The following is a 25,660-nucleotide window of genomic DNA, read 5'->3' as shown; positions in this document are numbered from 1 at the left end:
TACCCAACTCCTCTGGAACGGTTGTGTGTAGAGTTTATGACGCGTGCGATAGCTTAAGCATCACCGTTTCCACATTTTGAAACGATTGTATTCACAGCCCAACACCCGCCTAGAGCGGGTAGCCCAGCTCTTCCAGCGGCAGATCGCGCAGGGCCATGAGGCGCCGGTTGCTGTCCGGGTAGTGCCCGGCGATGCGCTCACGCAGGCGCGGAGCGATGCGGGCCGGGCGCATGGTGATCGCCGGCATGCGCCTACACAGCCACTTGGCACCGTGGCGCAGCACCTGTCCGCCGGGCAGGTCGACGATGTGGTCCTTGTTCACCACCGACTGCCGCGTGAAGAGGTTGACGCCGCGCATCACCGCCAGCCCGGCCGCCCCCAACGAGATATTCGCACGCGATCCCTCCGGCGGCATGTCCTCGATAGACAGACCCAGATCCTGCTGCATCCGTTCGATCAGGGCGTTGCGGTCGCACAGCCACTCGTAGGGATAGACGTGGACATGCTCGCGCCCGAACAGGTCGTCGTAATAGGCGACAAGGCGGTCGTACTCGAAATGCTCGAATTCGAAGACCGGCGCCTTCCACGGCCGCGTCAATGCGCCGCGCACCATGCGCGCGGTCTCGAAATAGCGGCGCTGGCCCCATGTCCCGCCCCCGGAGACATACTGCGCATAGCTTGCGCGGCAGATCTCGAACTGATTGCGGATGAAGATCACGATATGTGCATCGGGCAGGACCGCCTTGATGCGCCGCGCCACCTCGGGCGCCACGAAACCGTGGAGGCCGCCGTTATGGATATAGCCGGAGAGGTTTTCCTCGCTCAGCAACACCGGCCGATTGCGCCCGCGCAGTGAGAGTACCTCGCTGGCCTGTCGGGGACAGAAATGCATGCCGGTAGGCTTGAGAAAGGCCTCCTGAACGGCCTGCCGCGGAAGGAAATCGTGGCTGGTCGCATTGGGAAACAGCTGCTTCTGCAGCCATGTGGTGGCCGTCTTGTGATATCCCAGATGGACTATCGCATTCTGCATCAAAACCCGTCGCCTGCACCCGTTGTCGCACTCCGAACGAGAGAAAGAGACAATCGTTGCCTGCCGATTTCGCCCAGATTGCCACCGGGGGACAGGCCGCAGCGGGGAGTCGCCCGACTAACGGGACGGCTTGAGCCAGCGGCGCGGAGGCCGCCCGCGAATTCGGCGCTGAATTGAAGCCGTTTTCAACCCGCGACCAACGCGCTCAATATCGAGGCCGGACCACCAACCCAAAAGCTCGTCGCCCCCGCGAAGGCGGGGGCCCCGCTTCCTTTTGCCACGCTCGCCAAGAAAAGCGGGATCCCCGCCTTCGCGGGGATGACGGGTTGGAGTTGGCAGCCTTGTTCCTGTCTGAATTGGTCGTTCGCCTACAACCCCAGCGATTCCCCGAAATGGCGGCGACACAGCGCAACGTAGCGATCGTTGCCGCCGATCTCGGTCTGCGCGCCCTCGCGCACGCCCGCCCCGGAGGCATCAACCCGCAGGTTCATCGTCGCCTTGCGGCCGCAATGGCAGACCGCCTTCAGCTCGACGAGGGAATCGGCAATCCCCAGCAGCACGGCGGAGCCCGGAAACAGCTCTCCGCGAAAATCGGTCCGTAGCCCGTAGCAGAGCACCGGGATGCCCGACCGGTCGGCAATCCGCGCGCATTGCCAGACCTGTTCGGGGGTGAGGAACTGCGCCTCATCGATCAGCACGCAGGCCAGCGGCTCCACCGCGTGGACGGCGCCGACCCGTGCGGCCAGGTCGGTCTCGGGCGTGAAGCGGTGGGCGGCGGCATGGAGGCCGATGCGGCTTTCGATGGCGTGCTCGTCACCGCTTTCGCCGCTGCCACGGTCGTCCAGCGCGGCCGTCCAGAGCATCGTGCGCATGCCGCGTTCGTGGTAATTGAAGTTCGCCTGAAGCAAGGTCGCCGACTTCCCGGCATTCATGCTGGCATAGTAAAAATAGAGTTTAGCCATCTAACTGGGGATAACATGCCCACTTGCCCTCCGCACGGGCATGAACTGCATTTGTCCCCGCTTGAATGGAAGCCAGCAAGGTTCTCTAAGACACTATGGCGACAACTCGAAGCTGACGGTGGCCGAGGCTGAGTTGGCCCTTGCTGGAGGTGGTGATGAGGAGATGGATCGCCGTCTTCGCGGTCTTCACGCTGACCGCGATCGTAGCTGCATATGTCGCGCTGTTCCCGCTGGCACCGTTGGGTCCCCCCGCTGCGCGACCTGCTCTCGAAACGCTTGACCAGACCGCCGCACGCGCCTCCGCGCTGTCCGGGCGAGACGCCGCCGTGATCGCGCCGCTCGCAACCGGCATGGTGCTGGCCCTGCTGTTGGCGGTGGTAGGGCGTGGCAGCGGGCGCACAGCGCTTGTCCCGATGTCCGATGTCGAGCCCTCGCGGTCCCGGCAGGGGCGTCGGCGCAAGCTGGTGCATCCCGATCCCGAACTGGTCTGGCGGCCTGAACCCGATCCGGTCGAACCCGAAATGGACCGCGTGCCCGGCCTCCTGCGGGGTGAGGGCTACGAAGAAGTCGCGGATGTCGTCGGCGAGGCCATTCCGGCAGAGCCCGAATTTCCCCCGGTGCCCGATCCCGAACCCGTGGCGGTGGAGCCGCGACGGGCCGGCACCGTTCCGGCGCTTTCGCTCACCCCCATCGTGCTCTCCCGCCGCCCCCGCGAACGCGACATCGACGAGCAGACATGGTTCGACAGCACCAGCTGGCTGGGCGGCCTGCCCCGGCTCGGCGCACTGTCATGGCCGCGCGACGAACACGGCGCCCTGCCCTTCGCCGCGCAGATAGACCTTGCCGAACTGGCTGCCGCCTGCCCCGAAAGCCCGTTGCCCTGCTCGGGAGCCCTCGCGTTCTTCCTGGGCACCGGCGCGGTGATCGAGGTGCCCAGCGGCGATCACGTCTTCACCGAACCGCCCGCCGATCTGCCGCCCGCGTTCGACGAGGGCGGCTATCCGCTCCCCGAGCATGTTTCGCGGCTGTCCCGGCCCTACTTCCCGTTCTGGCCGGTGGCGCCAATGGTCGCGGAACGGCCTGCCGGTGTGCTGGCTCCGGTCGGCGGCGACTTGGCGGACGAGGACTACGAGCACCCGGTCGCGGAAGAGCCTGCGGTAGATGCAGGCGAAACCGCCTGGCTCACCGCCCGCGTGGCAACGCGCGAGAGCGCCTATACAGTGCGCGAACCGGTGCAGCGGCTGTGGTGGCACGGCGTTATGTATCTGGCTGACTGCCTGCACGCCGCCATGGATGGCGCCGCGCGGGAAATGGCAATGGAGCAGGAGCGCCTGACCCACGCCGAGGCCCGTCTGGCCACCCTGCAAGCAACGCCGACAGCCGCGCGCGGCGATCTCGACGAAGCGCGCGCCGCACTCGCTGCGAGCGAAGCGGAGCTACCCGCGCTTCAGGCCGAGCGTGCCAGCCTCGCGCGGATGATCGCCGCCATGGATGGCTTCATCGCCGGACGCGATGCGTGGAGCCCGCTCGATCCCGACGAGATGGATGTGATCGAGGAAGTGCTCGCGCAGGTCCATCACGACTGTGCGCGATTGGTGCGCTTCTGCGTGCCCCAGACGCTGGGTGATCTGGCGACGGTCTCGCTGCGCGCCATGGTCACCGGCGATGACGGCGCCTTTGCGCAAGTGCCCGACGAGGAACTGGCGCGGATCAATTCCGGCCATCTGCTGGCGATCCGCCACCAGCACCAGTTGTTCGGCGCCGGTGTAGCGGGCTCGCTGGTCCACCCCGGTCAGGTGATGCTGCTTCAGCTCGGCTGCGACGATATGATCGAGTGGAACTGGGGAGATACGGGGCTGTTCCAGTTCTGGATCACGCCCGAGGATCTCGCCGCCGCGCGCTGGGACCGCGTCACGCTGACATTCGCGCCGGGCTGACCCGGCGCGGGAGTATCGGGGGACGGAGGGCCACACGGCCCTCCCGCGCCTCACTCTTCCTCGTCGATCGGATCGCTTCCGGCAGCATCGAGATCGCGCTTCACGCGCGGGTCGCTGAGCAACGCATCGATGCGGCTCGCTTCCTCGAACGTCTCATCCTGACGGAAGCGGATCTTGGCCGCCGACCGCAGCTTCAGCCGCTGGGCGACTTCGCGCTGGAAGAAGGCGGTGTTGGTGCGCAGCGCCTTGAGCACCTCTTCCTCGTCCACACCGAGCAGCGGCTTCACGAAAACCGTGGCCTGCCGCAGATCGGGTGTCATCCGCACTTCGGTAACGGAAACGAGATGCCCGCTCAGCGTCTGGTCGTGGACCTGCTGGCGCGAGAGAATCTCGGAAATGATGTGACGCACTTGCTCACCCACCTTGAGAAGGCGGACGGAGTGCTGTTCGGGCGTGATCTGCTGGCGGGCCATGGAAGTCTCCATGTGGGCGGCCGGCGACAATTTGCAACAATTGTTTCTGACACCATTCGCCGTTCCTGTGGTTAAGACACCGTCCCCCCACGCTTCAAGGAGCTGACAAAATGCGAAAGTTCACCGCCACCCTGCTCGTCGCCGCGCTTGCGATGCCCGGCCTCGCAGCACCCGCGATGGCGGCGCCCGACTATCATGGCCAGCAGGGCCATGGTCCGCAGGGCCACTCCGAGCCCCACAAGCAGGCCCCCGCGCCGCACCGTTTCCAGAAGGGCGAGCGGTTCGACCGCAATCGCGCGACCAACTACCAGGTCGTCGACTATCGCCACTACCACAACGTGAAGGCCCCGCCGAAGGGCTACCACTACGTCCGTTCGGGCAATGACATGCTGCTCGTGGGCATCACCAGCGGCGTCATTGCCGCTGTGACCATGAACATGTTCCACTGATCCCCGATCACGGAACCAAATAGGAAGGGCGGTGCGCATCTGGCGCGCCGCCCTTTTTCATGCCCGACGCGGATGCGCCGGAGGCTCACATCTTGGCGACGATACGCGCCAGCGAGCGCACATTGCGTGCAGTGCCCCGGCAGCCAAGCTTGCGCTCGATGAAGGCCGAGGTCAGCCGGCTCTCGGCCACGCCATGGACGAAATCGACGTAGAGGCTGCGCGGCCCCAGCGCGAGAGTCTCGTCCCCGCGCCCGGCGTAATCGGCCACCAGCTTGTCGAACTGCGCCTGGGTGGGCTGACGTTCGAGCAGGAAGGTATGGACAAACTTGTCCTCGCTCCCGCCGACGAAGGGGTTTTGCTCCACTGCCGCCAGCACTTCGGCGCGATTGCGGACGGCCGCGAAGGTCTGCATGTCGAAGCGTTCGCGCATCACGTATTCGAACAGCTCTTCCAGGCCTTCGGTCGGGCGGTCGTCGTAGTCGAACAGGACATTGCCGCTGGCGATGACGGTTTCGACATTGGCGATATCCTCGCGCTCAAGCGCATAGCGCAAGTCGGCCATGGTCAGCCGGTTTCCGCCGACGTTGATCGAGGCGAAGAAGGCACAGTAACGGGTCATCGGTCCACCATCATAACCAGAGGTTCCGGCACTTAATCCGGCTGCCGGAAGATACAAACTGCTGCGGGTCCGGGAAGCCCCAACGGCGGACGGCCACCGCCGGGCTATTCGCCCGACGATGGCCGTCTGTTCGCGTTGAGCTTTCGCCCGCGTGAGAACGGCAGGCGTTAGCCGACCGTACGCTCGCGATGGCTGACCTCGAAGACTTCGAGGTGGTCGCCCGGCTTGATGTCGTTGGTATCCGCCAGCACGACACCGCATTCCAGACCGGCGCGCACTTCGTCCACGTCGTCCTTGAAGCGGCGCAGCGAGGAGATCGTCGTTGCCGAAACGATGACGTCGTTGCGGGTAAGACGGGCGCTGAGACCCTTGCGGATGAACCCTTCGACCACCAGCAGACCAGCGGCCTTGTCGCGCTTGCCGGCCGGGAAGACCTGCTTGACCTCGGCGCGGCCGACGACGGTTTCGATGCGTTCCGGACCCCAGATGCCGGCCATCTGCTTCGCGACCTCTGCGGTCAGCTCATAGATGACGTCGTAGTACATCATCGGCGTCTTGGTCTTCTCGATCTGCTCGCGCGACTTGGCGTTCGGGCGGACGTTGAAGCCGACGATCGGCGCCCCCGAAGCCGAAGCCAGAGCCACGTCGGTCTCGGTGATGGCACCGACGCCCGAGTGCAGGATGCGGACCTTGATCTCGTCGTTCGACAGGGCGTGGAGCGCCGAGTTGATCGCTTCGACCGAACCCTGCACGTCTGCCTTGACCACCACCGGGTACTCGATGACGTTCTGCTTGGCGGCAAGCGCCGAGAACATCGTGTCGATGCTGGCGGGCGCCGTCGCGGTGCGCTTGGCAGTCGCCTGTTCCTGACGGTAGGCCGAGACTTCGCGGGCACGCTGCTCGCTTTCGACCACGGTCAGCTTGTCACCGGCCATCGGCACGCCGCCGATACCGAGGACTTCGACCGGCATCGAAGGCGGTGCGGCCTTCACCTGACGGCCCTTGTCGTCGAGCATGGCGCGCACGCGGCCGCTCTCGGTACCGACGACGAGGATGTCGCCGACCTTGAGCGTGCCACGGTTGACCAGCACGGTCGCGAGCGGACCCTTGCCCTTGTCGAGCTTGGCTTCGATCACGGTCGCCTCGGCCTCACGGTCCGGGTTGGCCTTCAGCTCCATCAGTTCGGCCTGGAGCAGGATCTTCTCGATCAGCTCGTCCAGACCGGCGCCGGACTTCGCCGAGACTTCCACGTCCTGCACTTCACCCGACATCGCCTCGACGACGATCTCGTGCTCAAGCAGACGTTCGCGGACGCGCTGCGGGTTGGCCTCGTGCTTGTCCATCTTATTGATGGCCACGATCATCGGCACGCCCGCCGCGCGGGTGTGATTGATGGCCTCGATGGTCTGCGGCATGATGCCGTCGTCGGCAGCGACCACCAGGATCACGATGTCGGTCACATTGGCGCCGCGCATACGCATCTGCGTGAAGGCGGCGTGGCCCGGCGTGTCGAGGAAGGTGATCAGCTCACCGCCCTTGGTCTTGATCTGGTAGGCGCCCATGTGCTGGGTGATGCCACCGGCTTCACCCTTCACCACGTCGGTGCCGCGCAGGGCATCGAGCAGCGAGGTCTTGCCGTGGTCGACGTGGCCCATGATCGCGACGACCGGCGGACGCGGCTTCAGCGTCTCGGTCGCATCGACGTCGGTCGAGCTGTCGATGTCGACATCGCTTTCCGACACGCGCTGGATGTTGTGGCCGAATTCGGTCACGAGCAGCTCGGCGGTGTCCTGATCGATCGTCTGGTTGACGGTGACCATCATGCCCATCTTGAAGAGCGACTTGACGAGGTCGGCGCCCTTCTCGGCCATGCGGTTCGCCAGTTCCTGAACGGTGATCGCCTCGGGGACGACCACGTCGCGGACCTGCTTCTCGCGCTGCTGGTTGTAGCCCGAGAAGTGCGCACGGCGCTCCTTCTCACGGGCACGCTTCAGCGCGGCGAGCGAACGGGCGCGGGCGCCCTCGTCGTCGTTCAGAGCGCGGTTGACGGTCAGCTTGCCCGACTGGCGGCGGTCGCCGCCCTTGCGGTCACGCTCGGGCGTGCTGCGCGGCGGCGGCGGAGCGCCCTTCTTGGGTGCGGCCGGACCACGGGGAGCAGCGCTGCCCGCGTTCGCGGTTGCGGCAGGTGCCGAAGCCGTAGCCTGCGCGGCGGGCGCGGGAGCAGCAGCCGGAGCGGCAGCAGCGGGCTCGGCAGCAGCCGGAGCAGGCTCGGGACGACGCACCGGCTCGGGGCGCTTCACCGGGGTGAAACGACGCGGCGCGGGAGCCGGAGCGGGCGTTGCAGCAACAGGTGCGGCAGGCTGCGAAGCAGCCTTGGCTTCGACAGGCGCTTCAACGGAAGCCTCGGCAGGCGTTTCAACCGGAGCAGCGGCTTCGGCAGCCGGAGCGGCGACTGCTTCAGGCGCAGCCGATTCGGCAGCAACGGCTTCCGGGGCAGCAGGCTCGGGGGCCTGTTCGGTCTCGACCGGTGCGGCAGCCTCGCTCTGGGCGGCGCGGGCGGCTTCCTCTTCGGCGCGACGGTTATCTTCCGCGCGGCGCTTTTCATCCTCAAGCGCGCGCAGCTTCTCTTCCTGCTCGCGGCGATTGGCTTCTTCGAGCGCGGCAAAGCGATCGGCCTCAGCCTCGCGCTGGAGGCGGGCAACGCGCTCCTGCGGGGTCTCGCCCGGAATGATCGTCGGACGCGGAGCCGGCGGCGGCGTCGGCGCGGGGCGCTGCTGCACGGGGGCGGCAGCCTGCGGCGCAGGCGCCGGAGCGGCCTCTACTGCGCCTTCGGACCCGGGCTTGCCGATCAGCTTCTTACGCTTCACCTCGACCACCACCTTGTTGGTGCGGCCGTGGCTGAAGGTCTGCTTGACCTCACCCGCTTCCACCGAGCGCTTAAGCCCAAGCGGCTTGCGGCCCAGGGTCGGTTTGTTGTCGGTCTCGCTCATATCTCTCGTCTTGCCCTTCGGTCTCAATTCGTCGTCGCGGATGCAGCAGCCTGTGCCGTATCCGTGCCACTAGCCATATCGCCCCCGTGCTCATCGGCGGTTTCGCCGGCACGGGGTTGCCCCTGGAAATGCAGGAGGCGCTGCAACTGCGCCGCGACTCGGTTGGCCGAGCCGCGATCGTTGAGCGCCAGGTGAACGACGTTGTCGCGGCCCAATGCCACAGACAGCGTCTCCCGGTCCAGTGGCAAGCGTGTGCCCTTGAGACCGCTTCCTTCCGCCTCGCTCCCGACTCTCCAGGCCTGGTCGAGCTTTCGCGAGCCATCTTCGCTCGCATCGGCGGCATGGGCGAGCCACTCCACCCGGCCCTCACGCGCGTTCTGCGCGATACGGTCCGAGCCCATGAGCAACTTGCCCGATTTCAGTTCGAGTCCCAGCCGATCAGTCAGTGCGCGGATCAGCGCCTGTTCGATCCTGTCTGCCAGGTCTTCGGGGATGGTGAGTTGGGCGCCTTTATAAGCGCGCGCCATCGCTCCCTTAAGTTTGCCCTTCGCGAGGGCAATTTCAAGGGTCTCGCGCGAAACGCCAAGCCACGCGCCGCGCCCGGGGGCACGCGCGTGGACGTCGGGAAGCACCAGTCCGTCAGGCGAAATCGCCAGACGGACGAACGCTTCACGCGCACCGGTCTGGCCGGAGAGGATGCAAGTCCTCTCCGGGCCGGAACCGTCGATGTCGGAGCTTACGCGCTCATTGCGAGGATTCCGCATCGGCGGCCTCCTCGGTAGCCGGTTCGTCTTCGAACCAGTGGGCACGGGCAGCCATGATGATCTCGTTGCCCTGTTCTTCGTTCAGGCCGTACTCGCCGAGCACGCCGCCCTTGTCTTCGTCGCGGGCGCGCTTGTTCACGGAACCGTCGCGGCGACGCTGTTCGGTGCGCTTCTTGGCGATCAGCTCGTCGGTGGCGAGGTCCGCCAGATCGTCGAGCGTCTTGATCCCGGCCTTGCCGAGAACCACCAGCATCGCCTCGGTGAGGTACGGCAGTTCGGCCAGCGCGTCTTCGACGCCCAGACCGCGACGTTCCTCGCGGCTCGCTTCCTCGCGGCGCTCAAGCGCTTCCTGCGCGCGGCTCTGAAGTTCCTCGGCGAGTTCTTCGTCGAAGCCTTCGATTCCGGCCAGTTCGGCAACCTCGATATAGGCCACTTCTTCCAGCTCGCTGAAGCCTTCGGCCACCAGCAGCTGCGAGAGGGTTTCGTCGACGTCCAGTTCTTCCTCGAACATCTTCGAGCGCTCGGTGAATTCCTTCTGGCGCTTCTCCGAAGCTTCCGCCTCGGTCATGATGTCGATCTGCGAGCCGGTCAGCTGCGAAGCCAGACGCACGTTCTGACCGCGGCGGCCGATTGCCAGCGAAAGCTGGTCATCGGGCACGACGACTTCAATGCGGCTTTCTTCCTCGTCGATGACGACGCGGCTGACGGTCGCGGGCTGAAGCGCGTTGACCACGAAGGTCGCGGTGTCTTCGCTCCAGGGGATGATGTCGATCTTCTCGCCCTGCAGTTCCTGCACGACGGCCTGCACGCGGCTGCCCTTCATGCCGACGCAGGCGCCGACCGGGTCGATCGAGTGATCATGGCTGATCACGCCGATCTTGGCGCGCGAGCCCGGGTCGCGGGCTGCGGCCTTGATCTCGATGATGTTGTCGTAGATCTCGGGCACTTCCTGCGCGAAGAGCTTCTTCATGAAGTCCGGGTGCGCACGGCTGAGGAAGATCTGCGGACCGCGGTTCTGACGCTCGACGCGCATCACCAGCGCGCGGACGCGCTCGCCGACGCGGGCGGCTTCGCGCGGGATCTGCTGATCGCGGCGGATCACGCCCTCGGCGCGGCCGAGGTTCACGATCACGTGGCCGAATTCGACCGACTTGATCACGCCGGTGATGATCTCACCCACGCGGTCCTTGAATTCTTCGTACTGACGGTCACGCTCGGCATCGCGGACCTTCTGGAAGATCACCTGCTTGGCCGACTGCGCGTCGATACGGCCGAGGTCCACCGGCGGCAGCGGATCGACGATGAAGTCGCCGAGCTGCGCGCCCTTCTGGAGCTTTTCGGCCTGCTTGAGGTCAACCTGCTTGAAGTAGTCCTCGACGTGCTCGACCACCTCGACGACGCGCCACAGGCGCAGGTCGCCGGTCCGCGGATCGAGCTTGGCGCGAATGTCGTTCTCGGCGCCGTAACGGTTACGGGCCGACTTCTGGATAGCTTCCTCCATCGCCTCGATGACGATCGACTTGTCGATCATCTTCTCCGAAGCGACGGAATTCGCGATTGCAAGCAGCTCGGCGCGGTTGGCGGAAATCGCACTGGCCATTGGCTTAGTCTTCCTGTTCCTCGACGATCTCGTCGGCCCCGCTGACATCCAGCGGGCGGGTTGCGGCGATCAGCTTGTCCGTGAGGACCAGCCTTGCGGAATGAATATCGCCGAGCGGGAAAGTCACCCGGCCAGACTTGCGCTCGTCGAGCGTCACCACATCGCCTTCGATCCCGACCAGATCGCCTTGCAGCGTCTTGCGGTTACCTTCGATGGCAACGGTGAGAGTGATCTTGGCTTCCTGCCCTGCCCAGTTGGCAAAGTCCTTCGGGCGGGTAAGCGGACGGTCGATACCGGGCGAGCTGACTTCGAGGCGGTAAGCCTCCTCGATCAGCACTTCACCGGCTTCCTCAAGCGCGTCCATGCGGTCGGAAATGCGGTGAGACAGCTTCACGCAGTCCTCGATCACAAGCTGGCCGGTTTCCGGATTCTCAGCCATGATCTGGAGCGCGATTTCATCGTCACCCACTTCGCTTTTGCCGAAGATCCGCACGCGCACGAGATCGAAGCCGAGAGCGGTAACTTCCGGTTCGATGACTTCAGTAATGCGCGCGATGTCGGCCAAGCCGTGTTCTCCGGATCGATTCGTTGAGTCTGCAAACTGGACATTCGGTACAACGCGGTTTCGCGCCGGCCCCTTCCGGCGCCAGCCCGAACCTTGTTTCACCAATGTCGGGATGAGGCGCAGATAATCCCATTGCCGCAAAAAGGCAAGGCCGGAAAACGCCGCCGACACGCTCTCTATACAGCCCCGCAATCTTCGCGACAGAGCCTGTTTGAAAATACTCCGAGGCGCATTTTGAATGCGGCATCGACCCGCTCCGGGGCCCGGAATTTCGGAAAAAAGAGCAGGCCGGGCGGATGTTGTGGGTGGGGGGTGGGGCCCGCCCGGCCTGCGTCCGGCGACGGAGGGATTGTCGCCGAACCTTGTCGTCGGTCATCGGGTGGGCCGCTGGGACGGACAGATCGGGAGTGGATCAGGCCGATTGCGCCTGCGCCGTCCCCACGATCAGTCCAGCCTGGCGCATGCTTGCAACGCAGCGCCCGCCAATCACCAGATGGTCGAACAATTCCAGATCCACAGCCCGGCACACCGCCGCCAACTGGCGCGTCGCGGCAACATCGGCACGGCTTGGCCGATGACTGCCCGAGGGGTGGTTATGCGCAAGCACGATACCCGCCGCGTCACGCTCCAGCGCGCGATGGACAAGCATCCGATAACTGCCGCTGATCGAGTCGACACCTCCGGCGATGCACAAGGCCTCGCCGACCAGCCGCCCCTCGCGGTCGTATGGCAATTCCACCAGTATCTCCCGGCCAAGGCAGCCGAGCTGGATCACCAGTGTTTCGAGTAACTGGCGCGATAGGGGTCTGACCCGGCAGTATCCGGGGACCAGTCCTGCCAGGAGCGATCGCTGCCATCGCGACGCAGGCGCCGCAGGTGCAGTATCGTCCCGAAGATCAACGCCAGCAACGCGAAGGCCGTCGGCGTCCCACGCATCACCGCATAGACCAGGGGCGGAATGCCCAGGTCCGCCCACCGCGCGAAGTGCGCGCTCAGGCTCAGCAGTTGCAGGGAAGTAGCCCATAGCGGCCAGATCCTCAGTGCCTGGATGGCAAGCCAGCCGAAGCCGACAGTGCCCACCAGATCGGTCAGCAGGGAGAACGGATCGACTCGCCGGAACCCGCTGGGGAGGACGACCTCCGCCAGGGCTTCGATGCCGACCATGGCGAGGATCACGACGGCACCCCATCTCTCGGGGGCACCACCCTTCCACAACGCCAGCCCGACCGAGCCGATAAGGAGCAGGAAAAACACCACCTGTTCGGTATTGATCACGCTGCCCCTCCTCCGGGCTCAAGCGGCGATTGCCGCCTCCATCGTCGCGGGCTCATCCGCGACACGTGCCTGATCGGGGCAACGGATCGGAATGTCCATGGTCTCTGCAACCTTGGTCAGGTCACGGTGTGCCTTCACGAGTTCGAGACGCGCGTCCATCAGGCTCTTCTGCATGCTGGCAACGCGGGCCATCGGCTGGTGAACCAGACGGGCGGCTTCCTCGGTGGCAACGCGGGCGCGGGCGATCTCGGCCAGCAGTTCACCTGCCTTGGCGAGCAACTCGTCCATGTCGTCTTCTACCGAACGGATGCTGCGGGTAATGCGCAGGCTGGCAATTTCCGGTGTCATCGCTTCGATTCCTCGATGGCGCTCATGCGCCGAGTAAAGACCGAAGGCTTTGCGGGAAGATCCGCCAGACCGGCGCGCCGCTAGATCAGGCGTCCCAGCGCGGCTGCGATGGACAGTGCTGCAGCAAGTGTCAGCGCCATCATCAAGGCCAGGACGATCACAGCGGCAAGGCGCCCGGCACGGCCGAACCTTGCATCAAAAGCCTCCAGGCCCGCCAACCCCGATGGCTGCACCCCCGTCCAGTCCGGATGCCGCGTCAGAGGGCGGGCATCTGAAAGAACGAAGACCGGATCGACCGGCAGGTCCTGATCCATCTCATCCGCTTGCTCGTCCCCGTCGTCGACACGGGAAAACTCATATGGGGGTTTGCCACATAGCTCCACCAGCCGTCCGTAAAGGCGGGCGGTGTCCTTGCGGTTGATCGTGCCCCACTTGTCGCGGACGGCGGTGATGCGCTGGTCCACGGTATTGGGAGCGATCGTCAGCTCGCGCGCGATTTCCTTGGTCGTGCGGTGCAGCACCAGACGGTCGAGAACCTCGACCTGCTTGCCAGTCAGGCTGTCGAGCATGGCCCTGGCCTGCGCAATGTCGGTCACGTCGTACACGCCGGCCCTCAAAACAACACCTCGCACGGACTATAACAGAGCGCGCCGCTTAGCGAGCAGCCCCTTAAGCAAAATTTCCTACAGAATTGAAGCCAGGCACGTGATTCTGTCGACAATCACGGCATTTGCGGGCCCGCATTTTCGGGGCGATACTTTCCGCCACCCCGAAAAGGTTGATCGAGCAATCGATTGTACGCCCGATTCGCATCACACCCGCTCGCGAATCGAAGGCTCGGCCGAGAGCCGGTGCCGCTTCATCGCGTGACGAAGCTGATCGTAGCTGAGACCGAGCGCGGCGGCGGCACGGCGTTGATTCCAGCGATGCGCTTCCAGCGCTTCCACCAGCAGCCGGCGCTCGAAGCCATCGACCGCCGCGCGCAGGCTGCCGCCGCCAAGGGCATCCTTGAGATCCTCACGCGGCGGAGCAGTCGGCGCCGCCGGACGTTCGGCCGGGGTCGCCGTCGTGGAGACAGTCACGGCGCGCGCTTCGATTCGCCGCCAGGGATAGTCGAAGGGATCGAAGACGATTCGCCCGATCGCCTCGCCGCCGAAGCCCCAGCGATAGACCGCCCGCTCAACGACATTGCGCAGTTCGCGCACATTGCCCGGCCAGTCATAGGCCTCCAGCGTGGCCATCGCTTCGGGCGAGAAGCCCGGCCAGCCCTCCCACTCCAGTTCCGACGCCATGCGCCGCCCGTAATAGTCGGCCAGTTCGTGGACATCGCCTTCGCGCGCGCGCAGCGGCGGCAGGTTGATGACCTCGAAACTCAGCCGGTCGAGCAAGTCGGCGCGGAAAGTGCCCTCGTCCACCATTCGCGGCAGATCGGCATTGGTGGCGCCGACGATCCGCACATCAACCTGCGCCGGGCGCGAGGCACCGATTCGGGAAACCTCGCCATATTCGATCGCGCGCAGCAGCCGCTCCTGCGCCGCCATCGACAACGTACCCAGTTCGTCGAGGAACAGCGTCCCGCGATCCGCCTCCTCGAAACGCCCTGCCCGCGCCCGCACCGCGCCGGTGAAGGCCCCCGCCTCGTGCCCGAACAGTTCGGCCTCGATCAATGTCTCAGGCAGCGCCGCGCAATTGAGCGTGATCAGCGGCTCCCCCCAGCGCGGAGAAAGGTGATGAAGCCGCTGGGCGATCAGTTCCTTGCCGGTCCCCCGCTCGCCGATCACCAGCACCGGACGACGCACCGCGGCGGCGCGACTGGCCCGCTCGACCGCGTCGAGAAAGGCAGTGGATTGGCCGATGAACTGGACTTCGCGCTCCATTCCCAACTTTTAGCGAATTTCACCATTCATTGGCAATTCATATTTCGAACCCCGTCGGCGCAACACGCTGGAATCGAGGGATTCCGCCACTCACGCAATTTGGCACGCCCTTTGCGATAAGGCCCGCAACCCCCTTGGGGAATTTCACCGATCCAATCGAAGGACCGAAGCCATGCCGTTCCACGAAGCCCCTGCCGCCAGCCGCGCCGCTCCCCGCGCTCCGGTCCGCAGCAAGCTCGACTGGGCCATCATCGCCAGCATCCTGGCGATGGGCACGCTCAACCTGATCGTGATGAGCGACCAGTTCGCGACCAAGGCTTACGCCGCGGCCCCGATCTGCACTTCGGCCCACCTGCAATGAGCAGGCTCGACGCGGAGATCGAAATTCTCCAGACTTCGGCCAACGGCGCCAACGGCTCTTCCGGGCGGGCGCGCCCCTTCAACCCGGCCTCGCTGGGTTTCGAGGATACGGCGCGCGCCCCCCGGTTCAGCAGCTATGGTTCGGCCCATACCAAAGGAATTGCCACGATGGGTATCTTCTCCCGCACCCGCGACATCATCGCCGCCAACTTCAACGACATGCTCGACAAGGCCGAAGACCCGGCCAAGATGATCCGCCTGATCATCCTCGAGATGGAAGAGACGCTGGTCGAAGTGCGCACCAGCAGCGCGCGCACCATTGCGGACCAGAAGGAACTGCGCCGCCACGTCGCCAAGCTGGACAAGCTTCAGGCCGACTGGGGCGAGAAGGCTCAGCTCGCGCTCAGCAAGAATCGCGAGGATCTGGCCCGCGCCGCGCTTCTGGAAAAGAAGAAGGCCGGCGACATGGCCGAGCAGCTCAATGCCGAGGTCTTCGTGCTCGATGACGCTCTTCGCGCTTACGAGGAAGATATCGAGAAGCTCCAGAGCCGCCTGCGCGAAGCCCGCAGCCGCCAGTCGTCGATTGCCGCGCGCTTGCAGAGCGCCGAGAATCGCGTCAAACTGCGGACCTTGCTGTCGAGCGAACGCGTGGACGAGGCGCTGGTGCGCTTCGAGCAGCTCGAACGCCGCGTCGACTATGCGGAAGGCCGCGCCGAGGCGATGAGCCTGGCCGACAAGCGCCAGCCCTCACTCGCCGAGGAAATCGCCGCACTCGCCGATGGCGACACGATCGAGGCCGAACTGGCCGAGATGAAGCGCGCGATGGGCACTCCGGCGAAAGCCCCCGAAAAGGCGGCCGACGAGGAAGCCTGACCCAAACCGGCGCCTGCCCGGCATCCCGGCGAGCAGGCACCGCCCACCCGACCGGGAGCGGGGGCCCAGCCTCCACCAGTGTCTTTCAGGGAAGGGAAAACACAGTGTCACGCGGACATTTCTATATCGACAAGTCGAACGCCAAAGTGGCGGGGGTATGCTCGGGAATTGCCGAATATACCGGGGTAGACACGTTCTGGGTGCGTCTCGGCGCCGTGCTGCTCACGCTCTTCGGCTTCTACCTGACGATCCCGATCTACATCGCGCTCGCCCTGCTGGCCGACAAGAAGCCGATGTACCTCTTTTCGGACGAGGAAGAAGAACGCCTGCTGCGCCGCATGGAACGCCGCCGCGTGCGCCAGAGCCGCGGGCTTGACCGGGGGCTTAGCTTGGGCGGGGGCCGTTCCAGCCGCCTGCGCTCGGACATTTCGGACATCGACCGCCGCGTCGCCGAAATGGAAGAGCACTACGCCGGTACCAACGCGCGCCTTGCCGCCGAAATCGACAGCCTGCGCTGAACCTCACGACGTCGGGAAACGACGTCGTGAAAATGGGACACGACCACATGGATACCGCAAACCTCGCCCTCATGATCCCGCTGGCACCGTTCATCATCGGCGGCATCGCGATCTGGACGCGGCACCAGCACAAGATGGCCGAGCTTCAGCTCAAGGCCACCGCCGAAAAGGCCGCGCAATACGCCTCGGGCTCGCGCGAGCTGGAAGAGCGGGTCCGCGTGCTCGAACGCATCATCACCGACGGCGGCTACGACACCGCGCTCCAGATCGAGGCCCTGCGCGACGTTCGCCAGAGCGAGGGGCGCGTGGCCGAGGAAACCGCGCCTGAAAAGGAAACCCGCCAGTGAGCTTCGGAGATGTCATGGGCCTTGCGGCCGTGGTGGGCGGAATGATCGCCATCGCCGCCATCCTTGCCGGGGTCTACAAGCGCCGCCTTACCTATCTCGAACGCAAGCTGGAGCTGACCGCCGGACAGGCCGCCGAAAAGGCCGCCCAGTACGCCACCCACAATGCCGAGATCGAGAACCGCCTGCGCTCGCTGGAAACCATCGTCACCGATGGTGCCTGGGATACCGCGCGCCAGATCGAGACGCTGCGCGACGGCGAGCCCCGCACCAACTGAGCTTGAGGACACATCGCACATGGCTTTCGATACTCACGTTCTCGAATTGCTCTCGCCCGTGGTCGTGGTCGTCACTGCGGTGGTGATCGGCGGCTGGATCTTCAACAACTGGCTGCGCATGCGCCACGGCTATCCGTTGGAGAATTCTTGGGGCCGGGCGATCTATCCGAAGGACGACGGGCAGGCGCAGGCCCGCGTGCAATTGCTGACGCAGGAAAACGCCCAGCTTCGTGCCGAGATCGGCTCGATCAAGGACCGTCTGGCCAGCGTCGAGCGGATTGTCACCGACCAGGGTTATGATGTAGCTCGCCAGATCGAAAGCCTGCGCGATGCGCGACATGAGGTGACGCAACAATGAGCTTCTGGAATGCCGTCGTCGTTCTCTTCGCGATTGCCTGCGTGACCTGGCTGCGCGCCCAGAAGCTGCGCGGCGAGAAGCTGGGCTTCCACTTCGGCTCGGACGACCACAGCGCGCGCGAGCACGAGCTGGAAAAGGAAGTCGAGAACTTGCGCAAGCGCATCGCCGTCCTCGAACGCATCGCCACCGACGACAAGCGCGGCAGCGACCTCGCCCGGCAGATCGAGTCCCTCAGGGACTGAGGAAATCAGGCCGCGACGGGAACAAGGTGCTGCGCATCGGCATCGTAACGACACAACGTCAGGCTAGCATCCGTACCGATTACCGCCAGCGGAGCGGAATGGATGCGCGCCTCTCCGGAAGCGATGCGACGGTCCGCCGTGCTGATGACATTGGCGATATCCGTGAAATCGGCACCTTCCAGGGCGGTCAGGCCGTAATTCCACCATTGCAGGCGCAGCAGTTCGCCGACCACCTCGGGCTCGAACCGGTAGCGGATGATGCGCGCAGGGGAACCGCCGACGATGGCATAAGGCGGCACATCTCGGGTCACGACGGCGCGCGCGGCGATCACGGCACCATCTCCGATGGTAACACCGCGCCGGATGAAGGCCCCCTCCCCGATCCAGACGTCATTGCCGATGCGGACTTTGTCGGCACGGTCGCCCAGAGCCGAGGCCAGCTTGCGCCCCGCTAGGGCGATGCCCTCTTGGTTGCGCGCCTTGAATTCGTCGACATCCCGCCCCTTCATCGGGAAGCCTACGAATATCGGACTGGCCGAAACGAAATCGGTAGGATGCTCCGACGCGCCGCACAGGACGTTGGCCGCGATGGAGCAGAAACGGCCGATCGAATCGATATGCGTCATGAACGTGTGCGAACCGTCGATGCCGATATAGCTGAACGCGCCCATGAAACCGAACTTGTAGGTGCCTAGCTCCAGCCGGGCGGGGCTTTCGATGATCGTCTCGGTCGTGTCATGATGCGAGAATACGAATTTCGTGTTGTCCCGAACCGCGATATCCACGGCGTCCAGCATGGCGATCTGGTCATCGGAAAGCGCGGAAATCATCGGGGAGCCTCAAGTTGTTGCGGTATCATTATAGGCCGCCCGCCCCGATCCGCGTCCCGGAGCGCTTTTCCATTTTCCTACATGAGGGTCCGTCCATACCCTCGGCGACATGATATCGCCGCCAGCCTTCCTTCACTCCTCAGCCCGCTGTCACCTTGCGCCGACACAAGGTGACAGGTCATGGCATAAGGTGACACTTTCCGGTCGTGAAGTGTCACCTTGGACCCGCAAGGTGACAGGTTTTTCGCCTGGACCGTGTCAACTGTGTCAACCGCCGCTTCAGCGGATGGGCACCCTCGCTTCCAGTTCGGCCAGCCAAACCGCTGCGCTGGCATCAGAGGGCGCGCGCCAGTCGCCGCGCGGGCTGAGGGCGCCGCCGGAGGAGACCTTCGGGCCATTTGGCACGGCCGAGCGCTTGAACTGGCTGAAGGCGAAGAAGCGCCGCACGAACTTCTCCAGCCAGGAACGGATCGTAGCGAGGTCGTACTCGTTCTTGCGGTCCTCCGGGAAGCCCGCCGGCCATGCGCCCAACGCGGCATCGCGCCAGGCATGGAGCGCAAGGAAGGCGACTTTCGACGGCTTCTGCCCGAAGCGCATCACGTGATGGAGGAAGAAGTCGTTCAGCTCGTAAGGCCCGATCTTCGCCTCGGTGCTCTGGATCGCGCCGTCCGCGCCGGCGGGCACGAGTTCGGGCGAGATCTCGGTGCCGAGAATGGCGAGCAGCACCTCCTCGGTCTCGGCGCCGAACTGGTCGGTCGTCGCGCACCAGCGGATCAGGTACTGGATCAGCGTCTTGGGTACGCCGGCGTTGACCGTGTAGTGGCTCATCTGATCGCCGACGCCGTATGTGCACCAGCCGAGCGCGAGTTCGGACAAGTCGCCGGTGCCGATCACGAAGCCGTCGTGCTGGTTGGCAAGGCGGAACAGGTAATCGGTGCGCAGGCCCGCCTGCACGTTCTCGAACGTCACGTCATAGACCGGCTCTCCGTTCGAGAAGGCGTGGCCGATGTTCTGGAGCATCGTCGTCGCCGTGGGGCGGATGTCGATCTCTTCGGCGGTAATGCCGACGGCGTTCATCAACTTCCAGGCGTTGGACTTGGTGCCATCGCTGGTGGCGAAGCCGGGCATCGTATAGCCGCGAATGAAGGTGCGCGGCAGGCCAAGCCGGTCGCAAGCGCGGGCGGCGACGATCAGCGCATGGGTCGAATCGAGCCCGCCCGAGATGCCGATCACCATCGACTTGGCCCCGGTCGCCTCGATGCGGCGCATCAGGCCGTCGACCTGGATGTTGAACGCCTCGTAGCAGTCGGCATCCAGCTTGTCGGCGCGCGAGGGCACAAAGGGGAAGCGCGAGACCGGGCGGATCAGAGCGATGTCGCCGCCCGCCGGGGCATGGCGGAAGCGCACGGTGCGGAAGGTCTCGTCGGGATTGCCCGCCACTTCGGCCGCGTCGTTGAAGGTGGGCACACGCATCCGGTCGTTGACGATGCGGTCCACATCGACGTCGGCGATGCAGAGTTCCGCCTCCAGCGAGAAGCGCTCGCTCTCCGCCAGCAGGTCGCCCAGTTCGTAGACGATGCCCTGCCCGTCCCAGGCAAGGTCGGTCGTGCTCTCGCCATGCCCGGCGGCGGAGTAGACGTAGGCCGCCGTGGCGCGGGCCGACTGCGAGCGGCAGAGCAAGTGCCGTTCGTCCGACTTGCCGATGACGATGTTGGAGGCGGAAAGGTTGCACAGGATCGTCGCCCCGGCGAGCGCGCCGTGCGAGCTGGGCGGGGTGGCGGCCCAGATATCCTCGCAGATCTCGATGAAGAAGCGGAAGTTCGGCAGCACTTCGGAGGCGAAGACCAGGTCGACGCCGAAGGGCACGTCCTGCCCGTTCACGCGGATGGTCTGGCCCTTCAGCGTCTTGCCACTGGCGAACCAGCGCTTTTCGTAGAACTCGCGGTAGTTCGGCAGGTAGGACTTGGGCACCACGCCCAGCAGCCGCCCATGCGCGATGGCGAGCGCGCAGTTATAGAGCCGCCCCTTGTGCGGCAGCGCCGCGCCCACCAGCAGCACGGGCGAAAGATCGGCGCTGGCGTGGACGATTTCCGCCAAGGCCGCTTCCACCGCCTCGATCATCGCCGCCTGCAAGTGCAGATCGTCGATCGCGTAGGAAGAGAGGCACAGTTCGGGGAAAACCAGCAGGTCCACATGCGCCTCATGCGCGCGCTGCGCCTCTACCAGCACGGCGTCGCGATTGAAGGCGACATCGGCAGTGCGGACCTTGGGCGTGGAAGTGGCGACGCGCACGAAGCCGTGTTCGTGCATGGAGAAAAAGGGATGTGCACTCATGGGCAAATCCCTGACAGGATCGGACGCGAGAGGCAACTTCCCCTTGCCCTCCCCCGCGTCGCGCTTAAATGGCAGGTCATGCGCAGCCTCGACGACATCCGCGAAGAATACGAGTTTTCCGAAGGCGATGAACGCTATCGCCTGTTGATCGGCCTCGGTTCCGAACTCGATCCCATGCCCGACGCGCTGAAGACGGACGCGACCAAGGTGCGCGGCTGCTCGGCCAGCGTCTGGGTCTATCCGATGGCGCGCGAGGACGGCACGCTGCACTTTCTGGCGGACAGCAATGCGGCGATCACCAAGGGCATCGTCTCACTGGTGATCTCTGCCGTGCAGGATCGGCCCGCCGCCGAAGTGGCCGAAACCGACATCGCCGCCGCGCTGGAGCCGTTCGACCTGAAGAACCAGCTCTCGTCCAACCGCACGCAGGGCGTGCCGAACATGATCGCGCTGATCCGCGAGACCGCCGCGCGCTACGCGAGCACTGCATGAAGCACGTCAGCCGCCACGCATGGATGGCGGCGGGGCTGTTCTTCGTGGCGCTTGGCACGATCGGCATCTTCCTGCCGGTGATGCCGACGGTGGTGTTCTACCTGCTGGCGGCATGGTGCTTCGGCAAAAGCCACCCGGAATGGGCGGAGCGGCTCTACAACCACCCGCATTACGGCCACAACTTGCGCGAATGGCGCGATCGGCGGGCGATCAGCCGCAAGGGCAAGGTCTCCGCGATTCTGGCGATGAGCGCCTCGATCCCGTTCACCTGGTTTACGGTAGGCTGGCCCTGGGTGCTGATCCCGGCGGGAGTGCTGGCCGTGATCGGCCCGTGGATCTGGACGCGGGCGGAGTAACGTCAGACGGCGTCGCGCAGCACCGCAATGCCGTTCTTGCGCTGTTCGCGCAGTTCGCGCCGGAGCGCCGCAGGGTCACGCGCGATCAGGAAGCCAAAGCTCACGCCGCCCTCGCGGCCCAAAGTCGCATGGTGCAACCGGTGCGCCTGCACCAGCCGCTTCGCATAGCCCCGCTTCGGCACCCAGACGAAGTACCGCTGGTGGACAAGGCCATCGTGCACCAGCGTATATATAATGCCGTAGATCAGCACGCCGAGGCCCAGCCAGGTCCCCGGCTCCCACGCGCTCGGCCCCATCAGCATCGGCGAACCCACCGCGAAAAGGGCAATGCTGAACGCTGCGCCGAACAGGGCGAAGCGGTCGTTCCGTTCGAGGCGATTGTCGTGTGGCTCATGATGATCGCGGTGCCAGCCCCACGCGAAGCCGTGCATGATGTACTTGTGGCTGGCCCAAGCCACACTCTCCATCGCAGCGACGGTGGCAAGCACGATAAGGGCAGCAAGCAACGTGGACATGGCCGCCAGTCTAGCCGCCGTGAGGCCGCTTGTCAGCGCCGTCGCGCAAGCACGTATTCCGCAACGATTCGCGGCCAAAAAAAAGGCCGGTCACAAGGACCGGCCTGAAAAAGTTTTGGGAGAGGATGCCTGAAAGGCCCGATCCTTTTGCGTCATGTTGCGTCGCAGCACAAATGAATAGGGCGAACCCGGTGTTGCAAATCATGCAACCTTATTGTGCGCGCTTCATGCAACCGCCGCCGGTTTCGAACGCCGACTCGAACATCCTTCCCAGAAATGGGCTCTCAGCGACAATTGGTTACAAAAGCCGACAGGACTGTGACGTTTCAGTCGTCTGACGTTCAGGTTCACTCTCTTAAGTCTGAATGGACGGGAGCAAGTCCCGGAAGAGAAAACCAAAAAAAGGAACGCTTCATGCGCAAGACCGCCCGCTTCATCGTCCCCGCCCTGGTCGCCGCTCTGGGCATCTCGGCCATTGCCCCGGGCATTGCTGAAGCCGCTGCACCCCGCCACGAGGCTGCCCGCATCACCCCCAACCGCGAAGCCTCGATCCGCGCCGATATCGCCGGCCTGCGCGGCCAGATCGACCGTGCTGCCGCCCACCGTACGATCAGCCCGCGCGAAGCCGACGGCTTGCGCCGCGACGCAGCGGATATCCAGCGCCTCCATGCCTCTTACGCCCGTGGCGGCCTGAACGCCCGCGAGATGCAGACGCTCCAGACCCGCATCGACAAGGTTCACTTCGCCCTGCGTGCGGAACGCGGCGATCGCAACGGCCATCGCGGCTAAGCGCCAACCTCGATTGACCCCATAACGAATAAAGTTGCGTGAAAAGGCGTGCCCGTCCCCCTTGAATTGCCGGGCGGGCACGCCTAATCGCCCTTTCATCATGACCAACACGCCGCGCACCCTTTACCAGAAGATCTGGGACGCCCACGTCGTCGACACGCGCGATGACGGCACCAGCCTCGTCTACATTGACCGTCACCTCGTTCACGAAGTGACCAGCCCGCAGGCCTTCGAAAGCCTTCGCGTGGCCGGACGCCCGGTGCGCCGCCCCGACCTTACGCTCGCGGTGCCCGACCACAACCTGCCGACCACGGCCCGCAAGGACGCGGAAGGCCACGTGCTGCCCATCGCGGATCCCGAGAGCGCGCAGCAGCTGGCCACGCTCAAGAAGAACGCGCCTGAATTCGGCATTCGCTATATCGATTCGACCGATGCCGAACAGGGCATCGTCCATGTCGTCGGCCCCGAGCAGGGCTTCTCGCTGCCCGGCGCGACGATCGTCTGTGGTGACAGCCACACCGCCTGCCACGGCGGCATCGGCGCCCTCGCCTTCGGTATCGGCACCAGCGAGGTGGAGCACGTGCTCGCCACGCAGACGCTGCTCCTCAAGCGCTCGAAGAGCTTCGAAGTCCGCGTCGAGGGTACGCTGGGCGCCGGCGTCACGCCCAAGGACGTGATCCTGCACGTGATCGGCGTGATCGGCACGGCCGGCGGCACCGGCTACGTGATCGAGTATCGCGGCAACGTCTTCGAGGAAATGTCCGTCGAAGGCCGCCTGACGGTCTGCAACATGTCGATCGAGGGCGGTGCCCGCGCCGGCCTGATCGCGCCGGACGACATCACGTTCGAATATCTGAAAGGCCGCCCCTACACGCCCGTTGGCGAGGACTGGGACAAGGCCGTCACCTGGTGGAAGAGCCTGGCGACGGACGAAGGCGCGACGTTCGACAAGTCCGTCTTCATCCGTGCCGAGGAAATCCAGCCCACCGTGACCTGGGGCACCAGCCCCGAGGATACGTCTGCCATCGGCGGCATCGTCCCCGCGCCGGAAGACTTCGCCGACGCGTCCAAGCGCGACGCGGTGAAGGTCAGCCTCGACTACATGGGCCTGACGCCGGGCACCCGGCTGACCGACGTGGAAGTGCAGAACGTCTTCATCGGCTCCTGCACCAACAGCCGCATCGAGGATATCCGCGCCGCTGCCGAAGTGCTCAAGGGCCGCCACAAGGCCGATAACGTGAAGTGGGCGATCGTCGTCCCCGGATCGGGCCTCGTGAAGGCGCAGGCCGAAGCCGAAGGGCTCGACAAGATCATCATCGACGCGGGCCTGGAATGGCGCGAACCGGGCTGCTCGGCCTGCCTCGCCATGAACCCGGACAAGGTTCCGGCGGGCGAACGCTGCGCCTCGACCAGCAACCGCAACTTCACTGGCCGCCAGGGCCCCGGCAGCCGTACCCACCTGATGAGCCCCGCCATGGCCGCCGCCGCGGCCGTGACCGGCAAGCTCACCGATGTGCGCGAACTGATGGGATAAAGCACGATATGTCCGACGAAACCAAGAACGACCTCGCCGGCAAGGCCGCGATTGCCGCCGGCGCCGCCATCGGTTCGGCCGCCATCGCCGCCGCCCTGCTCTTCGTGAAGCGCCGGAAGGCGCGCGCCGAAAAGCCGCTTCACCCCGAGAAGGCACCAGAGACCGATTGATGCAGCCGATCTCCCATGTCGCCGGACGGGCCATCCCGTTCGGGCGCAAGAACGTCGATACCGACGTCATCATTCCCGCCCACTGGCTCAAGACAATCACCCGCGAAGGCCTTGGCCGAGGCGCGTTCGAGGCGGTCAAGAAAGAGCCGGGCAACGTCTTCACCGATCCCGACTATGCGGGCGCCCCGATCCTGATCGCGGGTGACAACTTCGGTTGCGGATCGAGCCGCGAGCATGCCGCCTGGGCCCTGCTCGACATGGGCGTGACCTGCGTGATCGCGCCCAGCTTCTCGGACATCTTCTCGGGCAATGCGTTCAAGAACGGCATCCTGACCGTGGCACTGCCGCAGGACGCGATCGACCGCTTGATGGAAGTCGCGCCGGAGCAGCCGATCGACATCGATCTGGAGACGCAGTCGGTAACGACGCCGTTCCAGGACCGCTGGACGTTCGAAATCGACGCCTTCCGCAAGCACTGCCTGCTCTTGGGGCTGGACGAAGTCGGCCTGACGATGGCGCAGGGCAAGCAGATTTCGGGTTACGAGGCGAAGGCCAAGGCGGATCTTCCGTTCCTCGCCCGCACGCCGGCGACAGCGTAAGATAAAGACACCTTTCGCGGCACCGGCCCACGCCCCCTCCCGACCTTCCTATGGGATATACTCTGGGAAGTCGGGTGGGGGCGTGGGCCGGTGCCGCAGCTCGTCACGGATGTGACGAGCCCACCCGACAAAGCCGCTTTTGCGACTCATTCTGCGAAACAGGATTGAACGCAATCCGT

At 65.1% G+C, this 25,660-nt stretch carries 31 protein-coding genes; 15 read left to right on the top strand and 16 right to left on the bottom strand.

The annotated features are described in order from the left end of the window. Positions 1-109 precede the first annotated feature (109 nt). Both AC1VVM_RS07600 and AC1VVM_RS07595 read right to left on the bottom strand, forming a co-directional pair. A complete protein-coding gene (locus tag AC1VVM_RS07600) occupies positions 110-1,030 on the bottom strand; it encodes a hypothetical protein (protein ID WP_482956260.1) in 921 nt (306 codons plus the stop codon). 368 nt (positions 1,031-1,398) lie between these two features. Beyond that, entirely contained in the window at positions 1,399-1,992 is a 594-nt protein-coding gene (locus AC1VVM_RS07595; protein WP_132389093.1) for a thymidine kinase, read from the bottom strand. Between the two features lie 155 nt (positions 1,993-2,147). On the opposite strand from AC1VVM_RS07595, the gene AC1VVM_RS07590 reads away from it, so the two are divergent. Beyond that, positions 2,148-3,929, top strand: a complete 1,782-nt coding sequence (locus tag AC1VVM_RS07590; protein ID WP_482956259.1) for a DUF1963 domain-containing protein — start codon at positions 2,148-2,150, stop codon at positions 3,927-3,929. 50 nt (positions 3,930-3,979) lie between these two features. On the opposite strand, the gene rbfA is transcribed toward AC1VVM_RS07590, so the two are convergent. After that, positions 3,980-4,402 carry a 30S ribosome-binding factor RbfA gene (gene rbfA / locus AC1VVM_RS07585; RefSeq protein WP_132389089.1) on the bottom strand — a complete coding sequence of 141 codons (423 nt, stop codon included), beginning with the start codon at positions 4,400-4,402 and terminating at the stop codon, positions 3,980-3,982. Between the two features lie 110 nt (positions 4,403-4,512). Between rbfA and AC1VVM_RS07580 the strand changes: the two genes are divergently transcribed. Further along, positions 4,513-4,851, top strand: a complete 339-nt coding sequence (locus AC1VVM_RS07580) for an RcnB family protein (protein ID WP_132389087.1) — start codon at positions 4,513-4,515, stop codon at positions 4,849-4,851. Positions 4,852-4,936: 85 nt separating this feature from the next. Here AC1VVM_RS07580 and AC1VVM_RS07575 read toward each other — a convergent pair whose 3' ends face one another. The 10 genes from AC1VVM_RS07575 to pspF all read right to left on the bottom strand — a co-directional run bounded on the left by AC1VVM_RS07575 (position 4,937) and on the right by pspF (position 14,889). Beyond that, on the bottom strand, positions 4,937-5,470 hold the full coding sequence (locus AC1VVM_RS07575; RefSeq protein WP_132389085.1) for a DUF1697 domain-containing protein: 534 nt from the start codon (positions 5,468-5,470) through the stop codon (positions 4,937-4,939). 167 nt (positions 5,471-5,637) lie between these two features. Continuing rightward, positions 5,638-8,460, bottom strand: a complete 2,823-nt coding sequence (gene infB / locus AC1VVM_RS07570; protein WP_482903418.1) for a translation initiation factor IF-2 — start codon at positions 8,458-8,460, stop codon at positions 5,638-5,640. A 23-nt stretch (positions 8,461-8,483) separates the two neighbouring features. After that, positions 8,484-9,224: a DUF448 domain-containing protein gene (locus AC1VVM_RS07565; protein WP_482956258.1), complete on the bottom strand. Its 741-nt coding sequence runs from the start codon at positions 9,222-9,224 to the stop codon at positions 8,484-8,486. After that, entirely contained in the window at positions 9,205-10,824 is a 1,620-nt protein-coding gene (nusA, locus tag AC1VVM_RS07560; RefSeq protein WP_132389079.1) for a transcription termination factor NusA, read from the bottom strand. The genes AC1VVM_RS07565 and nusA overlap by 20 nt, the downstream gene beginning before the upstream one ends. 4 nt (positions 10,825-10,828) lie before the next feature. Then, on the bottom strand, positions 10,829-11,389 hold the full coding sequence (rimP, locus tag AC1VVM_RS07555; RefSeq protein WP_132389077.1) for a ribosome maturation protein RimP: 561 nt from the start codon (positions 11,387-11,389) through the stop codon (positions 10,829-10,831). A 412-nt stretch (positions 11,390-11,801) separates the two neighbouring features. Beyond that, positions 11,802-12,164, bottom strand: a complete 363-nt coding sequence (locus tag AC1VVM_RS07550) for a JAB domain-containing protein (protein WP_243652630.1) — start codon at positions 12,162-12,164, stop codon at positions 11,802-11,804. Beyond that, positions 12,161-12,664: a hypothetical protein gene (locus AC1VVM_RS07545; RefSeq protein ID WP_165912211.1), complete on the bottom strand. Its 504-nt coding sequence runs from the start codon at positions 12,662-12,664 to the stop codon at positions 12,161-12,163. Before AC1VVM_RS07545 ends, AC1VVM_RS07550 begins: the two co-directional genes overlap by 4 nt. An 18-nt stretch (positions 12,665-12,682) precedes the next feature. Beyond that, entirely contained in the window at positions 12,683-13,012 is a 330-nt protein-coding gene (locus AC1VVM_RS07540) for a hypothetical protein (protein ID WP_165912210.1), read from the bottom strand. A gap of 80 nt (positions 13,013-13,092) precedes the next feature. After that, on the bottom strand, positions 13,093-13,617 hold the full coding sequence (locus tag AC1VVM_RS07535) for a LuxR C-terminal-related transcriptional regulator (RefSeq protein ID WP_482956257.1): 525 nt from the start codon (positions 13,615-13,617) through the stop codon (positions 13,093-13,095). Between the two features lie 207 nt (positions 13,618-13,824). Beyond that, positions 13,825-14,889, bottom strand: a complete 1,065-nt coding sequence (gene pspF / locus AC1VVM_RS07530; protein ID WP_482903415.1) for a phage shock protein operon transcriptional activator — start codon at positions 14,887-14,889, stop codon at positions 13,825-13,827. Positions 14,890-15,061: 172 nt separating this feature from the next. On the opposite strand from pspF, the gene AC1VVM_RS07525 reads away from it, so the two are divergent. The 7 genes from AC1VVM_RS07525 to AC1VVM_RS07495 all read left to right on the top strand — a co-directional run bounded on the left by AC1VVM_RS07525 (position 15,062) and on the right by AC1VVM_RS07495 (position 17,862). Continuing rightward, the gene (locus AC1VVM_RS07525; RefSeq protein ID WP_132389071.1) at positions 15,062-15,250 is read left to right on the top strand and encodes a hypothetical protein; all 189 of its coding nucleotides are present in this window, start codon (positions 15,062-15,064) and stop codon (positions 15,248-15,250) included. Beyond that, positions 15,247-16,122, top strand: coding sequence for a phage shock protein PspA (gene pspA / locus AC1VVM_RS07520; protein WP_132389069.1), 876 nt, complete (start codon positions 15,247-15,249; stop codon positions 16,120-16,122). The genes AC1VVM_RS07525 and pspA overlap by 4 nt, the downstream gene beginning before the upstream one ends. Before the next feature lie 104 nt (positions 16,123-16,226). After that, entirely contained in the window at positions 16,227-16,640 is a 414-nt protein-coding gene (locus tag AC1VVM_RS07515; RefSeq protein WP_482956256.1) for a PspC domain-containing protein, read from the top strand. Positions 16,641-16,687: 47 nt separating this feature from the next. Next, positions 16,688-16,987, top strand: a complete 300-nt coding sequence (locus tag AC1VVM_RS07510; RefSeq protein ID WP_132389065.1) for a hypothetical protein — start codon at positions 16,688-16,690, stop codon at positions 16,985-16,987. Next, positions 16,984-17,262, top strand: a complete 279-nt coding sequence (locus AC1VVM_RS07505; RefSeq protein WP_482903414.1) for a hypothetical protein — start codon at positions 16,984-16,986, stop codon at positions 17,260-17,262. Before AC1VVM_RS07510 ends, AC1VVM_RS07505 begins: the two co-directional genes overlap by 4 nt. A 19-nt stretch (positions 17,263-17,281) precedes the next feature. Continuing rightward, positions 17,282-17,620 (top strand): hypothetical protein, encoded by a 339-nt coding sequence (locus AC1VVM_RS07500; RefSeq protein ID WP_132389061.1) that lies wholly within the window; start codon positions 17,282-17,284, stop codon positions 17,618-17,620. Next, positions 17,617-17,862 (top strand): hypothetical protein, encoded by a 246-nt coding sequence (locus AC1VVM_RS07495; RefSeq protein WP_132389059.1) that lies wholly within the window; start codon positions 17,617-17,619, stop codon positions 17,860-17,862. Before AC1VVM_RS07500 ends, AC1VVM_RS07495 begins: the two co-directional genes overlap by 4 nt. Before the next feature lie 5 nt (positions 17,863-17,867). On the opposite strand, the gene AC1VVM_RS07490 is transcribed toward AC1VVM_RS07495, so the two are convergent. Next, complete coding sequence (locus AC1VVM_RS07490; RefSeq protein ID WP_482956255.1) at positions 17,868-18,692, bottom strand: CatB-related O-acetyltransferase; 825 nt, start codon at positions 18,690-18,692, stop codon at positions 17,868-17,870. Positions 18,693-18,971: 279 nt separating this feature from the next. Beyond that, on the bottom strand, positions 18,972-21,026 hold the full coding sequence (locus tag AC1VVM_RS07485) for an NAD(+) synthase (RefSeq protein ID WP_482956254.1): 2,055 nt from the start codon (positions 21,024-21,026) through the stop codon (positions 18,972-18,974). Between the two features lie 78 nt (positions 21,027-21,104). On the opposite strand from AC1VVM_RS07485, the gene AC1VVM_RS07480 reads away from it, so the two are divergent. Continuing rightward, complete coding sequence (locus AC1VVM_RS07480; RefSeq protein WP_482903411.1) at positions 21,105-21,518, top strand: SufE family protein; 414 nt, start codon at positions 21,105-21,107, stop codon at positions 21,516-21,518. Next, a complete protein-coding gene (locus AC1VVM_RS07475; protein WP_482903410.1) occupies positions 21,515-21,874 on the top strand; it encodes a YbaN family protein in 360 nt (119 codons plus the stop codon). The genes AC1VVM_RS07480 and AC1VVM_RS07475 overlap by 4 nt, the downstream gene beginning before the upstream one ends. Before the next feature lie 2 nt (positions 21,875-21,876). On the opposite strand, the gene AC1VVM_RS07470 is transcribed toward AC1VVM_RS07475, so the two are convergent. After that, positions 21,877-22,389, bottom strand: coding sequence for a sterol desaturase family protein (locus tag AC1VVM_RS07470; protein WP_482956253.1), 513 nt, complete (start codon positions 22,387-22,389; stop codon positions 21,877-21,879). 414 nt (positions 22,390-22,803) lie between these two features. On the opposite strand from AC1VVM_RS07470, the gene AC1VVM_RS07465 reads away from it, so the two are divergent. From AC1VVM_RS07465 to leuD, 4 genes are all read left to right on the top strand, one after another. Further along, the gene (locus AC1VVM_RS07465; RefSeq protein ID WP_132389041.1) at positions 22,804-23,178 is read left to right on the top strand and encodes a hypothetical protein; all 375 of its coding nucleotides are present in this window, start codon (positions 22,804-22,806) and stop codon (positions 23,176-23,178) included. A 100-nt stretch (positions 23,179-23,278) separates the two neighbouring features. Further along, a complete protein-coding gene (gene leuC / locus AC1VVM_RS07460) occupies positions 23,279-24,712 on the top strand; it encodes a 3-isopropylmalate dehydratase large subunit (RefSeq protein WP_132389039.1) in 1,434 nt (477 codons plus the stop codon). Between the two features lie 8 nt (positions 24,713-24,720). Next, on the top strand, positions 24,721-24,882 hold the full coding sequence (locus tag AC1VVM_RS07455; protein ID WP_165912208.1) for a hypothetical protein: 162 nt from the start codon (positions 24,721-24,723) through the stop codon (positions 24,880-24,882). Further along, entirely contained in the window at positions 24,882-25,481 is a 600-nt protein-coding gene (gene leuD, locus AC1VVM_RS07450) for a 3-isopropylmalate dehydratase small subunit (protein ID WP_132389037.1), read from the top strand. The genes AC1VVM_RS07455 and leuD overlap by 1 nt, the downstream gene beginning before the upstream one ends. The last annotated feature ends 179 nt before the right edge of the window (positions 25,482-25,660 follow it).

It is taken from the genome of Novosphingobium sp. BL-S-33, assembly GCF_056857025.1.
Note: the sequence above shows the minus strand (reverse complement) of the source record. Positions and strands in the feature narration are given on the sequence as shown.

Coding starts and splice junctions, on each gene's coding strand:
- AC1VVM_RS07480 (WP_482903411.1), top strand. CDS start 21,105: ATGCGCAGCCTCGACGACATCCGCGAAGAATACGAGTTTTCCGAAGGC.
- rbfA (WP_132389089.1), bottom strand. CDS start 4,402: ATGGCCCGCCAGCAGATCACGCCCGAACAGCACTCCGTCCGCCTTCTC.
- AC1VVM_RS07600 (WP_482956260.1), bottom strand. CDS start 1,030: ATGCAGAATGCGATAGTCCATCTGGGATATCACAAGACGGCCACCACA.
- pspF (WP_482903415.1), bottom strand. CDS start 14,889: ATGGAGCGCGAAGTCCAGTTCATCGGCCAATCCACTGCCTTTCTCGAC.
- AC1VVM_RS07580 (WP_132389087.1), top strand. CDS start 4,513: ATGCGAAAGTTCACCGCCACCCTGCTCGTCGCCGCGCTTGCGATGCCC.
- infB (WP_482903418.1), bottom strand. CDS start 8,460: ATGAGCGAGACCGACAACAAACCGACCCTGGGCCGCAAGCCGCTTGGG.
- AC1VVM_RS07490 (WP_482956255.1), bottom strand. CDS start 18,692: ATGATTTCCGCGCTTTCCGATGACCAGATCGCCATGCTGGACGCCGTG.
- AC1VVM_RS07500 (WP_132389061.1), top strand. CDS start 17,282: ATGGCTTTCGATACTCACGTTCTCGAATTGCTCTCGCCCGTGGTCGTG.
- AC1VVM_RS07510 (WP_132389065.1), top strand. CDS start 16,688: ATGGATACCGCAAACCTCGCCCTCATGATCCCGCTGGCACCGTTCATC.
- AC1VVM_RS07470 (WP_482956253.1), bottom strand. CDS start 22,389: ATGTCCACGTTGCTTGCTGCCCTTATCGTGCTTGCCACCGTCGCTGCG.
- leuC (WP_132389039.1), top strand. CDS start 23,279: ATGACCAACACGCCGCGCACCCTTTACCAGAAGATCTGGGACGCCCAC.
- nusA (WP_132389079.1), bottom strand. CDS start 10,824: ATGGCCAGTGCGATTTCCGCCAACCGCGCCGAGCTGCTTGCAATCGCG.
- AC1VVM_RS07475 (WP_482903410.1), top strand. CDS start 21,515: ATGAAGCACGTCAGCCGCCACGCATGGATGGCGGCGGGGCTGTTCTTC.
- AC1VVM_RS07575 (WP_132389085.1), bottom strand. CDS start 5,470: ATGACCCGTTACTGTGCCTTCTTCGCCTCGATCAACGTCGGCGGAAAC.
- pspA (WP_132389069.1), top strand. CDS start 15,247: ATGAGCAGGCTCGACGCGGAGATCGAAATTCTCCAGACTTCGGCCAAC.
- AC1VVM_RS07595 (WP_132389093.1), bottom strand. CDS start 1,992: ATGGCTAAACTCTATTTTTACTATGCCAGCATGAATGCCGGGAAGTCG.
- AC1VVM_RS07590 (WP_482956259.1), top strand. CDS start 2,148: ATGAGGAGATGGATCGCCGTCTTCGCGGTCTTCACGCTGACCGCGATC.
- AC1VVM_RS07495 (WP_132389059.1), top strand. CDS start 17,617: ATGAGCTTCTGGAATGCCGTCGTCGTTCTCTTCGCGATTGCCTGCGTG.
- AC1VVM_RS07525 (WP_132389071.1), top strand. CDS start 15,062: ATGCCGTTCCACGAAGCCCCTGCCGCCAGCCGCGCCGCTCCCCGCGCT.
- AC1VVM_RS07565 (WP_482956258.1), bottom strand. CDS start 9,224: ATGCGGAATCCTCGCAATGAGCGCGTAAGCTCCGACATCGACGGTTCC.
- AC1VVM_RS07465 (WP_132389041.1), top strand. CDS start 22,804: ATGCGCAAGACCGCCCGCTTCATCGTCCCCGCCCTGGTCGCCGCTCTG.
- leuD (WP_132389037.1), top strand. CDS start 24,882: ATGCAGCCGATCTCCCATGTCGCCGGACGGGCCATCCCGTTCGGGCGC.
- AC1VVM_RS07485 (WP_482956254.1), bottom strand. CDS start 21,026: ATGAGTGCACATCCCTTTTTCTCCATGCACGAACACGGCTTCGTGCGC.
- AC1VVM_RS07455 (WP_165912208.1), top strand. CDS start 24,721: ATGTCCGACGAAACCAAGAACGACCTCGCCGGCAAGGCCGCGATTGCC.
- AC1VVM_RS07540 (WP_165912210.1), bottom strand. CDS start 13,012: ATGACACCGGAAATTGCCAGCCTGCGCATTACCCGCAGCATCCGTTCG.